The 13,768-nt window shown below is 69.3% G+C and carries 11 protein-coding genes; 4 read left to right on the forward strand and 7 right to left on the reverse strand.

Going from position 1 to position 13,768, the window contains the following annotated elements; all coding sequences use genetic code 11:
- The first annotated feature begins 420 nt into the window (after positions 1-420).
- The 3 genes from TU31_RS31815 to sph all read left to right on the forward strand — a co-directional run bounded on the left by TU31_RS31815 (position 421) and on the right by sph (position 3,476).
- Complete coding sequence (locus TU31_RS31815; RefSeq protein ID WP_042161055.1) at positions 421-639, forward strand: hypothetical protein; 219 nt, start codon at positions 421-423, stop codon at positions 637-639.
- A gap of 34 nt (positions 640-673) precedes the next feature.
- The gene (locus TU31_RS31820) at positions 674-2,362 is read left to right on the forward strand and encodes a DUF6895 family protein (RefSeq protein WP_245698928.1); all 1,689 of its coding nucleotides are present in this window, start codon (positions 674-676) and stop codon (positions 2,360-2,362) included.
- A 133-nt stretch (positions 2,363-2,495) separates the two neighbouring features.
- Positions 2,496-3,476 (forward strand): sphingomyelin phosphodiesterase, encoded by a 981-nt coding sequence (gene sph, locus TU31_RS31825; RefSeq protein ID WP_042161057.1) that lies wholly within the window; start codon positions 2,496-2,498, stop codon positions 3,474-3,476.
- Positions 3,477-3,501: 25 nt separating this feature from the next.
- Here sph and TU31_RS31830 read toward each other — a convergent pair whose 3' ends face one another.
- From TU31_RS31830 to TU31_RS31845, 4 genes are all read right to left on the reverse strand, one after another.
- Entirely contained in the window at positions 3,502-4,152 is a 651-nt protein-coding gene (locus TU31_RS31830; RefSeq protein ID WP_042161059.1) for a response regulator transcription factor, read from the reverse strand.
- Complete coding sequence (locus tag TU31_RS31835; RefSeq protein ID WP_042161061.1) at positions 4,116-5,390, reverse strand: sensor histidine kinase; 1,275 nt, start codon at positions 5,388-5,390, stop codon at positions 4,116-4,118. The genes TU31_RS31830 and TU31_RS31835 overlap by 37 nt, the downstream gene beginning before the upstream one ends.
- Complete coding sequence (locus tag TU31_RS31840; protein WP_245698929.1) at positions 5,380-6,240, reverse strand: CPBP family intramembrane glutamic endopeptidase; 861 nt, start codon at positions 6,238-6,240, stop codon at positions 5,380-5,382. Before TU31_RS31840 ends, TU31_RS31835 begins: the two co-directional genes overlap by 11 nt.
- 196 nt (positions 6,241-6,436) lie before the next feature.
- Positions 6,437-7,897 carry an amino acid permease gene (locus TU31_RS31845; protein WP_078886076.1) on the reverse strand — a complete coding sequence of 487 codons (1,461 nt, stop codon included), beginning with the start codon at positions 7,895-7,897 and terminating at the stop codon, positions 6,437-6,439.
- Positions 7,898-8,296: 399 nt separating this feature from the next.
- Between TU31_RS31845 and TU31_RS31850 the strand changes: the two genes are divergently transcribed.
- Positions 8,297-9,055, forward strand: a complete 759-nt coding sequence (locus TU31_RS31850; protein ID WP_042161063.1) for a MerR family transcriptional regulator — start codon at positions 8,297-8,299, stop codon at positions 9,053-9,055.
- Positions 9,056-9,091: 36 nt separating this feature from the next.
- Here the strand turns inward: TU31_RS31850 and TU31_RS31855 are convergent, their stop codons facing one another.
- From TU31_RS31855 to TU31_RS31865, 3 genes are all read right to left on the reverse strand, one after another.
- The gene (locus TU31_RS31855; protein ID WP_042161065.1) at positions 9,092-11,296 is read right to left on the reverse strand and encodes a 3-hydroxyacyl-CoA dehydrogenase NAD-binding domain-containing protein; all 2,205 of its coding nucleotides are present in this window, start codon (positions 11,294-11,296) and stop codon (positions 9,092-9,094) included.
- 34 nt (positions 11,297-11,330) lie between these two features.
- Complete coding sequence (locus tag TU31_RS31860) at positions 11,331-12,545, reverse strand: acetyl-CoA C-acetyltransferase (protein ID WP_042161066.1); 1,215 nt, start codon at positions 12,543-12,545, stop codon at positions 11,331-11,333.
- Between the two features lie 65 nt (positions 12,546-12,610).
- Entirely contained in the window at positions 12,611-13,753 is a 1,143-nt protein-coding gene (locus TU31_RS31865; RefSeq protein WP_042161442.1) for an acyl-CoA dehydrogenase family protein, read from the reverse strand.
- Between the last annotated feature and the right edge of the window lie 15 nt (positions 13,754-13,768).

The following is a 13,768-nucleotide window of genomic DNA, read 5'->3' on the forward strand; positions in this document are numbered from 1 at the left end:
CGGCTCGTCAACACCTGCACCATGTCCCCACTCGGCCCGGAGGATACCGAACGCGGGCGTATGGAAACGCGAGTTGAACGCGAGTGGGCACAGGGAGGAATCCGGCCTCACGAGCGGACAGCGAAGCCGGACCACCTATCACCCCACGCGCCCCTTGAGGCAACTCCCCGAACCCCGCCCCACCGAGCGGGCGGCGGAGTGTACGCCGCCACTCGACACCCGGCCGTACGCCATCGCCCCACCCAAACCACCGTGGTCCCGCAGTCGGAATTCACCTCCACGAGTGGTTTTTCCGCCACGTAAACGTCTGAGCTGGGACGGCCAAATCACCACTTACCCCAATAGACACAGATAGTGACATCGACAGTACGGAACGCGACACTCGCACTGTTCATCCGAACCACCCGAAAGGAGCAACTCATGTCCTGTCCCCCGCCCTGTCCCCCGCCGGTTGACGCCCGTAAGGCACTCGACTTCCTGCGGACCAGCGGGCTCGTCGACCTCACCGTTCCGCTGGAGCGGGTCGTCGACCAGGTCAGCCAACTCGACGATGTGGCCGGCTACGTACTCGCCTGGGAGCGGTACGTGCTCGTAGTCGCCAGCCAGGTCGCGGACGACGACTCCGCCGCGGGCAACTGAGCCATTGACCACGCCGTTCGCCGGGAGGCATTCAGTGGACACGACGCAGCCCGGTGACGGTTCGTCACAAAGGCGCGCGGTGGAGACCCGGGCGGTCGCCTGGCTCGCTGCGCGCCGCACTCTGATCGATCCGGCCGAAGCCGCCACGGACCGGGTGCTGTTCGCCCGCAAGGCCCTCATCGAGACGGCGTTCCTGGTGGGACTGCGGTCCCGCCTCGACCCCGAACCCCTCGACGGCGACTATTCGGCCCTCCTCGACCAGGTCGAGGAGATCGCGGCCCGCCCCTCCTACCGGGAACTGATCGCCCGGGACGAAGCCGCCCTCCTGCTGTACGCGGGAACCTATGCGGCCCTCCGGCTCTGCGGACGCGAGGACCCGGAGTTCCGGCAGCTGATCACCCAGGCCGCGGCCGGCGGCTATGCGGCGGTCTTCGAGCGGATTCCCTACCGGCAGCTCGATCTGCTGCACACCCTGGAGCTGTGCGGTGTCGCGCATGCCCTGCCCGCCATGGACGAGGTCCTGCCGTTCACCCTGCTCTGCAACCGCCCGAACGTCCTCAAGCTCACCGATCGCGACATCTACGCGATCACCCACACGATCTTCTACGCCACGGACTTCGGCCTCCGCGAGCCCCGCTGGCCGCGGGACTTCGATCCGGCCGCGGCGGTGGAGCTGCTCGAAGCGCTCCTCGTCCTCACCCTCGGCCAGGAGAATGCCGATCTGGTGGGAGAGCTTCTGTGCTGCCTTCTCTGCCTAGGGGTCCGGGACTCCGACGAAGCCCGCCGGGCCTGGGAGTTCCTCATGGCGGTACAAGAGGCCGACGGGCGGGTCAACGGGCCGCCGGGAGTGGTCCACCCCGGACTCACCGACGGCGACGATGCGTACCGGCACTGGGCCACCGGCTACCACACCACCATCGTCGCGGCCCTGGCCGCGCTCCTGGAACGCAGTCCCCGGGTGGTGCGGCGGCCTCGGCCGTCCGTATCGACGCCCCGCTCGGCCGTGGAGCAGCCGCTCCGGCGGGCCGTGGTGTGGCTGGCGGACACGGTCCGGCGCCAGGACCCGGCCGGCTGCCTGCCCGCCGCGGCGGCCGTCGCACATGCCGCCGAGGCCCTGGGCGAACCCGAGCTCGCCCGCCCCCTGCTGCTCGATTTCTCCGCGCGTCTCGCGGACGCGGACTCCGAGCTCTGGCAGCGGCACGGTATGGAAGTCGTCGGTGCCTTCGCGTCCGGCCTGCGGGCTCACGGGATCCCCTGCGCCTCGCTCGATCTGTTTCTCAAGTCCACCGTCGCCGCCGTCGAACTCCTGGACCGGGTGCCGCCGCAGGCGGTGCGCAACATCCAACGCCTGGTCGGTCTGGGGCTGCTGGCCCCGCAGCGCGCGGCCGCACTGACCGGTGGGGCCGACGCGCCGCACCCGGCACCGGAGACCACCGTCACCGACTTGCCCGGCGCCTGGAAGGACTATCACCTGGGGCAGATCGCCGGCTTCATCCGGGACTCGGCCCGCACCGGACAAGCACAGCACCGCATCACCCGCGACGCCGTCTCCTTCCTCCTCGCCCAGCAGAGCTCGTGCGGCGCGTTCGGCCGCCCGGCCTGCGACGAACCGTCAAGCCGGGAACGGGCGTTGCTGTCCTGGACCCAGAGCGCCGTCACCGCGCTGGCTGCCGTACACACGGCCTGCGGCGCGGCGCTCACGAGTCCGCGGCCCTGCCCCTGACCCGGAACACCGGCCTCGTCGGCAAGAGCTTCAGTTTGTCCATCTCGTGCCCGCCAGACGGTTACCTGGAAGTAACCTCAGCTGCTTGGATAAGCGTCGCTGGTTCATGTCCCCACCCCCACAGGGAGATTCAGTGTCGCACTCCGCGCTGCGCATGCCCCGGATCGCCGCCCTCGCCACGGCCCTCGCCGCGGTCACGGTGGCGACCGCGGCCCCCTCCGCGTCGGCCGCCGCCACGCCCCGCCTGAAGGTGCTCAGCTACAACGTCTTCCTCATGAGCAAGAACCTCTATCCCAACTGGGGGCAGGACCACCGCGCCCAGGCGATCGTGGCCGCGGACTTCTTCCAGGGCCAGGACGTCGTGGTGCTCCAGGAAGCGTTCGACAACTCCTCGTCCGAGACGCTGAAGTCCCGGGCCGCGGCGCAGTATCCGCACCAGACCCCGGTGGTGGGCCGGAGCCGCGGTGGCTGGGACGCCACCGGCGGTGCCTACTCCGCCGTGACCCCGGAGGACGGCGGGGTCACGCTGCTGAGCAAGTGGCCGATCCTGCGCAAGGAGCAGTACGTCTACAAGGACGCCTGCGGTTCGGACCGTCTCTCCAACAAGGGCTTCGTCTATGCGGTGTTGGACGTCAACGGCACCCGGGTGCATGTGGTCGGCACCCACGCCCAGTCCACCGACTCGGGCTGCAAGGCGGGCGAGGCGGCCGCCGACCGCGCCGAGCAGCTCAGGGAGATGGACGCCTTCCTGGACGCCAAGAACATCCCGGCGGACGAAGAGGTACTGGTCGCGGGCGATCTGAACATCGACTCGCACAGCGCCGAGTACGACGAGCTGCTCGGCAACGCCGACCTGGCGCCCGCCGACAGCCGTACCGGCCACCCCTACTCCTTCGACACCCAGGAGAACTCCATCGCGAAGTACCGCTACCCGGACGACCCTCGCGAGGACCTGGACTACGTCCTGTTCCGCAACGGCCACGCCCGTCCCGCCGGATGGCGGAACACCGTGGTCAAGGAGGAGTCGGCGCCCTGGACGGTCTCCAGCTGGGGCAAGGACTACACGTACACCAATCTCTCGGATCACTACCCGGTCGTGGGTACCGTCGGCTAGTCGGCCTTGCGGCGGCACGAGCGGGTCAGCGCTTGAGATAGGCCAGGACGGCCAGCACCCTGCGGTTGTCGTCCGCCGACGGGCTGATCCGGAGCTTGGTGAAGATGCTCGCGGTGTGCTTGGCGACAGCGCTCTCACTGATGTGCAGGCCGGCGGCGATGGCGGCGTTGGACCTGCCTTCGGCCATCAGCTCCAGGACGTCCCGCTCGCGCTGCGTCAGGCTGCCGATCGTGCCACGGGCATCGCTGCGCAACAGCAGTCTGGAGATGACCTGAGGGTCCATCACGGTGCCTCCGGCAGCGACGCGGCGGACCGCGTCGATGAACTGCTCGGTGTGGGTCACCCGGTCCTTGAGCAGATATCCGACGGCGCCCTCGCCCCCGGCCAGCAGCTCGTTCGCGTACAGCTGCTCGACGTACTGGGAGAGTATGAGGACGGGCAGTCCGGGCCGCCGGCGACGGGCTTCGAGTGCGGCCTGAAGGCCCTCGTCGGTGAAGGTCGGCGGCAGCCGCACATCGACCACGGCGACATCCGGTGCCGCGTCCCCGTCGTCGAGCAGCGCGCGCAGCAGGGACGGGCCGTTGTCCACCGCGATGACCTCGCAGCCGTGTTCCTGGAGGGTGCGTACCAGCCCGTCCCTCAGGAGGAAGAGGTCTTCGGCGAGGACAACGCGCATGGAATCTCCATCGTCACGGTGGTCGGCCCGCCCTGCGGACTGTGCAGGTCGAGAGTGCCATCGAAGGTATCCAATCGCTGTCGCACGCCGGCCAGCCCGGTGCCCCGTGCGGGGTCGGCGCCGCCGTGACCGTCGTCGGTGACGGTTGCGCGCAGCAGGCCGTCCTCGTAGGTCAGGGCGATGCCGACCTCGCGGGCCCCGGAGTGCTTCGCGGCGTTCACCAGCGCCTCGCTCACCGCGAAGTAGGTGGCGGACTCGACCGGCGCCGGGAGCCGGCCCGGCAGCCGGGTCTCGACCTGGACATCGAGGAAGCTGTCGAGCGCCAGCGACCGGACCGCGTCGCCCAGGCCCCGGTCGGCGAGGACCGGCGGGTGGATGCCGTGCACCAGGTCGCGCAGGTCCTGCAAGGCCCCCTCGGACGTTCGGCGGACGTCCAGCAGGAGCTCGCGCGCCGCCGCCGGGTCCGTCTCCAGCAGGCGCGTGGCCCGGTCCAGCGTCATGCCCAGGGCGACCAGCCGGGCCTGCGCCCCGTCGTGCAAGTCCCGCTCTATGCGCCGCAGTTCGGCGGCCTGAGCGTCCAGGGCCCGGGTACGGGTGTCGGTGAGCCGCTCGACCCGCCGGGCGAGCTGGATGCGGCGCGGTGCGGAAAGCAGCGGCCGGCTCATCCGGGTGTGCAGCCGGAGCGTGGCGGGCGCGGCCAGCAGTCCGGCGGCCAGGAAAACGAGGCCCAGCACCAGTGCGGCACACATGGTCGCGGTGCTGTGCACGGGGACGAACGCGTACCAGTTGCCGTCGTCGAGGAGCCGCCAGATGAACGGCTGCACCAGCGCGCCGAACGCCCCGTACTCGGCCAGGGCGAGGGGCACGGCGACGAGGAGCCCGCCGGCCACCGGCTCCAGCCAGGCCCACGCCAGGTCGCGCCAGAACCCCTCGTCAGCGACGATCGCGCCCGACCGCTTGCGGGCGTTGAGGGCAGGGTCCACGGGCAGCGGTTCCGGTGGACCGATATGGACGCCCGTCCACCGGTCGGCACAGGCACGGGAACGATCGGACAGTGCGCGCAGGGCCCGCGCGGCGGGCGGCAGCAGCAGGAAGCCCACGCCCACGGGCATCAGCAGCAGGGCGAAGACCACCAGCGAGCCCACCGCCGACACCGCGAGCGCATGCAGGCTCGCCAGCTGGCACCGGCCGAGAGCGACACCGGCGCGGGCGGCGACCGCACGTGGCTTATCGAACATCGTCCATGATCGGAGGGATCTTAGCCGGTGCCGACCCCGCCACCCGCGGCCTGCCGACGCTCGTCCACGTCCACAGTCCGGCCGCTGCCAGGCACGAGGCGCCGAACACCACCATGGGGAGCACCGCGCCGGACTCCTCATCCATGAACAGCAGCATGCCGAGGTTGATCAGGGCGTGAAAGCCCGCCGCGAACGGCAGCCTGGAGGCCCGCACCCCGTCAAGGGCCCACCCCATCACGACCGACATGGACAGCGCCGCCATCATGAACGCCCCCGCGTACACGGGGTGTTGGGCGAAGACCTGAACGTGCCAGACGCCCCACGCCACACCCACCGCGACCGATGCCACAAGCGGGCCGAAGCGGGTGCGCAGCAGCGGCTGGAGAAAGCAGCGCCATCCGATCTCCTCGCCGCACGCGCCGATCAGCTGCGCCACGGCGATCAACAGAAACGGCGCATCCGGCCGCGTGGCACGCACATCCCCGGTGAACACCGCGTACGCCCCGACGCTCACCGCGATGATCAGCGGCGCCGTGACGAGCAGCAGCACCCCCTGACCCCTGCGGCCCGGCACGGAGCCGGCGAACACTTCCCGTACCCGCCCCGGCCACAGCACCGCGGCGAGCCCCACCCCGAGCGCGGGCCCGAACTGTGTCAGCTGAATGACCTCACCGGGTATCCCGGTCACGGGCTGAAGCGCGCCCAGCGCTCCGGCCGCCAGAAACGCAACGGCGAGGAACAGGGCCATCGCCCTGATGTCGACAGGTTTGCCGGGCAATGCATCTGTGCTTGTCATGGCGTCTTTGCTTGGCATGACAACGACGATGCCGTCCGACGGGCCCGCCGCCATTGCGTCTGGATGCCGGGCAGGGGTGTACCCAGGTACACCTGCGGCCCGTTTCGGTGGTGGTCATCCGGTCACCATCCGCCGCGGCCCCGCCGGACACCATCACGTCCGCCGGAAGCACCAAGGCGAAAGGGCGGTCGCGGAGGCATTCCGGCCTCCGCGACCGCCCTTGATGACGCAGGCGTCCGCTGGTGCGTGACTACTTCGAGAGTTCGCGCTCCGCGGCAATCCGGCTGACCCGGCCGCGTACCGCGAACCAGCCGCCGACCAGCGCGACGGCGAGGACCGGGATCAGCATCACGGTCTGCCGGCCGACGCCGTCGTCGAACCACATCAGGACGATGACGCCGAGCAGGAAGACGATGGTGGCGATATCGGTGACCGGCGTGCCGGGGAGCCGGAAGCGCGGCCGCTCGACCAGGCCCTCCTTCGACCGGCGCACGAACACCATGTGGCAGACCATGATCGTGCACCAGGTGCTGATGATGCCCAGCGCCGCGATGTTCAGCACGATCTCGAACGCCTCGCCCGGCATGACGTAGTTGAGGCCGACACCCAGCACACACACCGCGGAGGTGAGCATGATGCCGCCGTACGGCACCTGGTTGCGGTTCATCAGGCCGGCGAACTTGGGCGCCGAGCCCGCCATCGACATGGAGCGCAGAATGCGGCCGGTCGAGTAGAGCCCGGAGTTCAGGCTGGACATGGCCGCGGTCAGCACCACGAGGTTCATCACATCGCCCGCCGCCGGCACACCGACGTTGGACAGCACCGTCACGAAGGGGCTCTCGCCACCGACGTACTTGTTCCACGGCAGCAGCATCGCGAGCAGGATCACCGAGCCGACGTAGAAGACGCCCACTCGCCACATGATGGAGTTGACGGCCTTCGGCACGACCTTCTCCGGCTCATCGGTCTCACCGGCGGTCACACCGACCAGCTCCACCGCGGAGTAGGCGAAGACCACGCCCTGGAGCACGATCACCACGGGCAGCAGACCGGTCGGGAAGATTCCACCGTGGTCGGTGAGCAGGTCCAGCCCTGGTGTGTGGCCGCCGACCGGGTGCTGGGTGGCCAGCAGGAAGATGCCGATGAACATGAAGACGACCAGCGCCGCGACCTTGATGATCGCGAACCAGAACTCCAGCTCACCGAAGATCTTCACCGAGATCAGGTTCACGGTCAGCACGACCGCGAGCGCGATGAGCGCCATGACCCACTGCGGGATGTCGGTGAACAGGCTCCAGTAGTGGGTATAGAGCGCGATCGCGGTGATGTCGGCGATACCGGTCGTCGACCAGTTCACGACGTACATCCAGCCGGCGACGTAGGCGCCCTTCTCCCCGAGGAACTCACGGGCGTACGAGACGAAGGAACCGGACGACGGGCGGTGCAGCACCAGCTCGCCCAGGGCCCGTACGACGAAGAAGGCGAAGAGGCCGCAGACCGCGTAGGCGACGGCCAGCGCCGGGCCGGCGGAATGCAGTCGACCACCGGCACCCAGGAAGAGGCCGGTACCGATCGCCCCACCGATGGCGATCATGTTGACATGCCGGCCCTTGAGGCCCTTGCTGTAGCCCGCGTCGCCCGCATCCTGCTGCGCGCCGCTCCCCCCGTCAGGTGACCTGTGGGCTGTCTCGGTGACGGTTTCTGTGCTCACTGCTGGTGTATCTCGCTTTCGGGCAGGCGCTGAAGCCATGGCCTAGAAGTCCCGCAGATCGCGTGGACGGCCGACGGCACACCTTCCCTGAAGAGCCCTTCTCCGTCTGTGGGCAAGATCACAGCGTGTATAGGCCATCCAAGATTTGTCCGTATTTGAAGTGAATTTCCCGGCGCATCAATTTCAAGAGGGGCGTCAGTTCACCCGATTCCGGACTCCGCAGCCCGCCCGGCAAGGAGGATTTCTTGACCTGTTCGGATCGATGGAGGCGTGCATTTTGCTTTCGTGACAACTCACTCCGTCTCGGCCCGTCCGATGGCTGCCCGCCATACCGGTCCACTCCGGCCCGGTCCGCGCGGAAGGTTTCACAGGAGTGGTGAGACAGCAATACTGTTCAACATGATGGAGCCCGCCACCGACCTGACGGTCGACGAACTGGCCGCCCGCGCCGGCGTCACGGTCCGTACGATCCGCTTCTACAGCACGCGCGGTCTGCTGCCACCGCCGGAGATCGGCCCCCGCCGGGTCGGCCGCTACGGTCCTGACCACCTCTCCCGGCTCGCCCTGATCGAGGAGCTCCAGCACCAGGGCCTGACACTGTCCGCGATCGAACGCTATCTGGAGCAGCTGCCGCCCGATCTGAGCGCCCAGGATCTGGCCATCCACCGGGCGCTGGTGGCGAGTTGGATTCCGGACAAGGCCGAGGACGCCACCCGGGAGCAGTTGGAGCGGCGGGTCGGCCGGGCGCTGACCGAGGAGGATCTGGACCGGTTGGCGGCCATGAGTGTGCTCGTCCGGACCGATGATCCCCGGGTCTTCCGCGTCGACCCGGGGCTGCTGCACCTGGGCACCCGGCTGCTGGACGTCCCGATCTCCCTGGAGACCATCCTCACGGCGCGCAGCGTGGTCATCGAGCACACCCGCTCGGCGGCCCGGGAGCTCAGCCGGCTCTTCAAGGACGAGGTGTGGGAGCCGAACCGGGGCGGCGGGCCGGACGAGGACGAGATGGCGCGGATGAAGTCGCTCTCGGCCCATATGCAGCCGATGGTGGTGCAGGCACTGGTGACCGCCTTCCAGCGGTCGATGAAGCAGGAGCTGCGGGAGTCGTTCGGCATGGAGGCCGACCGGGATCTGGGCGGCCACACTCCCGAGGGCTGACGGGGGCGGGCCGCCGGGGCCCGCCCCCATGACCGGTCAGTCGCTGAACTTCTCGCCCTTCTCGGCCTTCTCCACCAGCAGCGCGGACGGCGCGAACCGGTCTCCGTAGGCTTCCTGAAGCTCACGGGCGCGGGCCACGAAGCCCGGCAGGCCGACCAGTTCCTCCCGCCCCGGGCCGCCCTGGTAGCCGTTGATGTACTGGATCACACCGCCGGTCCAGCCCGGGAAGCCGATGCCGAGGATGGAGCCGATGTTGGCGTCCGCGACGGAGGTGAGCACGCCCTCCTCGAAGCAGCGGACGGTGTCCAGAGCCTCGGAGAAGAGCATCCGCTCCTGCATGTCGACGAACGGAATGGTGGCGTCCTTCTTGGTGAAGTGCTCGCGCAGCCCCGGCCACAGTCCGGTGCGCTTGCCGTCCTCGCCGTATTCGTAGAAGCCCCCGCCACCACTGCGGCCGGGCCGGCCGAACTCGTCGACCATCCGGTCGATGACCGCGTCGGCCGGATGCGGCTGCCAGCTGCCGCCGGACTCCACGACCGCCCGCTTGGTCTCCTCGCGGATCTTGCGCGGCAGGGTGAGGGTCAGCTCGTCCATCAGGGACAGCACCTTGGCCGGGTAGCCGGCCTGGGCGGCGGCCTGCTCGACGGAGACCGGGTCGAGGCCCTCGCCGATCATCGCCACGCCTTCGTTGATGAAGTGGCCGATGACACGGGAGGTGAAGAAGCCGCGCGAGTCATTGACGACGATCGGGGTCTTCCTGATCTGGCGGACCAGGTCGAAGGCGCGGGCCAGCGCCTCGTCGCCGGTCCGCTCGCCCTTGATGATCTCCACCAGCGGCATCTTGTCGACCGGCGAGAAGAAGTGCAGCCCGATGAAGTCCTGGTCGCGCTCGACGCCCTCGGACAGCAGCGTGATGGGCAGCGTGGAGGTGTTGGAGCACAGCAGCGCGTCGGGGGCGACGATGTGCTGGATCTCCTTGAAGACCTTGTGCTTGAGGCCCACGTCCTCGAAGACCGCCTCGATGACGGCGTCGCAGCCCGCGAGGTCCGCCGGCTCGGCCGTGGGCGTGATGCGGGCCAGCAGCTCGTCGCGCTTCGCCTCGGTCGTACGGCCCCGGGAGAGCGCCTTGGCGAGCAGCCCCTCCGAATAGGCCTTGCCCTTCTGCGCCGCCTCCAGGGAGACGTCCTTCAGGACGACCTGCATCCCGGCCTTGGCACAGGAGTAGGCGATGCCCGCGCCCATCATGCCGGCGCCGAGGACCGCGACCTTCTCGACCTTGCGGGGCGCGATGTCCTTGGGCCGGTTGGCGCCCGAGTTGACGGCCTGGAGATCGAAGAAGAACGCCTGGATCATGTTCTTGGAGATCTGGCCGGTCACCAGCTCGACGAAGTAGCGCGCCTCGATGGTCTGCGCGGTCTCGAAGTCGACCTGGGAGCCCTCGACGGCCGCGGCGAGGATGTTGCGGGGGGCCGGGTAGGGCGCGCCGTTGAGCTGCTTCTTGAGGTTGGCCGGGAACGCCGGGAGGTTGGCCGCGAACTTCGGCTGGGCCGGGGTGCCGCCGGGGATGCGGTAGCCCTTGACGTCCCAGGGCTGCTGGGACTCCGGGTGCTCCTCGATGAAGGCGCGGGCCTTGCCGAGCAGCTCCTCGGGGGTGGCCGCGACCTCGTGGATCAGCCCGGCCTCCTGGGCGCGGGTGGCGTTGTACTGGGTGCCCTGGAGCAGCACCTTCAGCAGCGCGTCGGCGATGCCGAGCAGCCGCACCGTACGGGTCACCCCGCCGCCGGCCGGCAGCAGGCCGAGGGTGACCTCGGGCAGGCCGATCTTCGTGCCGGGGGTGTCGAGGGCGATGCGGTGGTGGCAGGCCAGCGCGATCTCGTAACCGCCGCCCAGCGCCGCGCCGTTGATCGCGGCGACGACGGGCTTGCCGAGGGTCTCGATGCGGCGCAGATCGCGCTTGATGCCGTTGCCCGCCTCGAAGGCCTGCTCGGCCTTCTCGGGGGTGACGGCGATCAGGTCGCGCAGGTCGCCGCCGGCGAAGAAGGTCTTCTTGGCGGAGGTGAAGATGATGCCGCGGACGCCGTCCTTCTCGGCCTCCAGGCGGTCGGCGACCGCGGTCAGGGAGGCCTTGAAGGCGTTGTTCATGGTGTTGGCGGACTGGTCGGGGTCGTCCAGGACCAGGGTGACGATGCCGGTCTCGTCCTGTTCCCAGCGGATGGTCGACGACGCAGGGGACTCGCTCACTGTGGCTTCTCCGTAAGGGGGATGGGACGGGCGGTCAGAGGCGCTCGATGACGGTGGCGATGCCCATACCGCCGCCGACGCAGAGCGTGGCCAGGCCGTAGCGCTTGTCCTGCCGCTCCAGCTCGTCGATCAGGGTGCCGAGGATCATCGCGCCGGTGGCGCCGAGGGGGTGGCCCAGCGCGATGGCGCCGCCGTTGACATTGACCTTGTCCAGGCTCAGGCCCATGTCCTTGACGAAGCGCAGCACGACGGCGGCGAAGGCTTCGTTGATCTCGACGAGGTCGATGTCGTCGATGGTCAGTCCGGCCTTGGCCAGGGCCTTGCGGCTGGCGGGCGCGGGGCCGGTGAGCATGATCGTGGGCTCGGAGCCGGAGACCGCGGCGGAGAGGATGCGGGCCCGCGGGGTCAGGCCGTAACGCTCACCGACCTCCTTGGAGCCGATGGCGACGAGCGCCGCGCCGTCCACGATGCCGGAGGAGTTGCCGGCGTGGTGGACGTGGTCGATCTTCTCGACCCAGTGGTACTTCTGGAGCGCGACCGCGTCAAAGCCGCCCGCGTCGCCGATGGTGGCGAAGGAAGGCTTCAGACCGGCCAGGGAGTCGGCGGTGGTGCCGGGGCGCATGTGCTCGTCGTGGTCCAGGACGACGAGGCCGTTGCGGTCGCGTACCGGCACGACGGAGCGGTCGAAGCGGCCGTCCTTCCATGCTTCGGCGGCGCGCTCCTGGGAGAGCGCGGCGAACTCGTCGACATCGCGCCGGGTGTAGCCCTCAAGGGTGGCGATCAGGTCGGCGCCGATGCCCTGCGGGACGAAATTGGTGTCGAAGTTCGTCATCGGGTCGGCGAACCAGGCTCCGCCGTCCGAGGCCATCGGGACCCGCGACATGGATTCCACACCGCCCGCCAGGACCAGGTCCTCCCAGCCCGAACGCACCTTGGCGGCGGCCATGTTGACGGCCTCCAGGCCCGAGGCACAGAAGCGGTTCTCCTGTACGCCGGCGACGGTGTCGGGCAGCCCGGCGGCGATCGCCGCGATCCGGGCGATGTCGGAGCCCTGATCGCCGACCGGTCCGACGACGCCGAGCACGATGTCGTCGACGGCCGCCGGGTCGAGGCCGGGGAAGCGGCGGCGTACCTCGTGGATCAGACCGACGACCAGGTCGATCGGCTTGGTGCCGTGCAGTGCGCCATTGGCCTTGCCGCGGCCGCGCGGGGTGCGGATCGCGTCGTATACGTACGCTTCGGTACTCAAGTCAACAAGCCTTTCGCATGAGGGTGGAGGCAGGAGCGGCGGTGGGGACCGGGGGCGGTCCGGGTTCAGTCGAGCAGGGAGCGTCCGATGATCTCCTTCATGATCTCGGTGGTCCCTCCGTAGATCGTCTGGATACGGCCGTCGGTAAAGGCCCTGGCCACGCGGTATTCCGCCATATAGCCGTAGCCGCCATGGAGTTGCAGACAGCGGTCGGCGACCCGCTTGTGCAGCTCGGTGGCCCACCACTTGGCCATCGAGGCGTGCACCGCGTCCAGTGCGCCGGCGGAGTGGTCGGCGATACAACGGTCGAGGAAGGCGCGGGTGACGGCGCATTCGGTGGCCATCTCGGCTATCTCGAAGCGGATGTGCTGGAGCTTGGCCAGCGGCCGTCCGAACGCCTCGCGCTCCTTGACGTAGCTGCTGGTGATCTCCAGCAGGTGTTCGGCGCCGGCGATCCCGGCGACCGCGATGCCCATCCGCTCCTGGGCGAGGTGGGTCATCAGATGGCCGAAGGCACCGTTGAGCTCGCCGAGCAGATTCTCCTTGGGGACGCGTACGTCGTGGAAGAACAGCTCGGCGGTGTCCTGGGACTTCTGGCCGATCTTGTCGAGGTTGCGGCCCCGCTCGAAGCCCGCCATACCCTGCTCGACGACCAGCAGGCTCAGACCGTGCGCCCCGCCCTCCGGCGTCGTCCTGGCCACGACGATGACCAGGTCGGCGAGGATGCCGTTGGAGATGAAGGTCTTGGAACCGTTGAGGACCCAGTGGTCGCCGGCGTCCTCGGCGTGGGTGCGGATGCCCTGGAGGTCGGAGCCGGCACCGGGCTCGGTCATGGCGATGGCGGTGATGATCTCGCCGCTGCAGAAGCCGGGCAGCCAGCGGCGCTTCTGCTCCTCGGTGCCGAGGGTGGTCAGATAGGGGCCGATGATGTCGTTGTGCAGGCCCACGGCGAGACCGGCGGCACCGGCCCGAGTGAACTCCTCGGCCAGCACCGCGCTGTAACGGAAGTCGTGCTGCCCGCCCCCGCCGTACTCCTCCGGCACCGCCAGCCCCAGCAGCCCCTGTTTGCCGGCCGCCCGCCAGGCGTCCCGGCTGACGATGCCGTCCTTCTCCCACTGCTCGTAATAGGGCGTCACTTCCTTGGCGAGGAAGGTCCGCACCATCTCTCGGAAGGCCTCGTGGTCCTCGGTGAAGATCTGGCGCTTCATCTGCGCGGTCATCTC

Origin of the sequence: Streptomyces lydicamycinicus (assembly GCF_000829715.2) — a bacterium.
Taxonomy (GTDB): Bacteria; Actinomycetota; Actinomycetes; order Streptomycetales; family Streptomycetaceae; genus Streptomyces; species Streptomyces lydicamycinicus.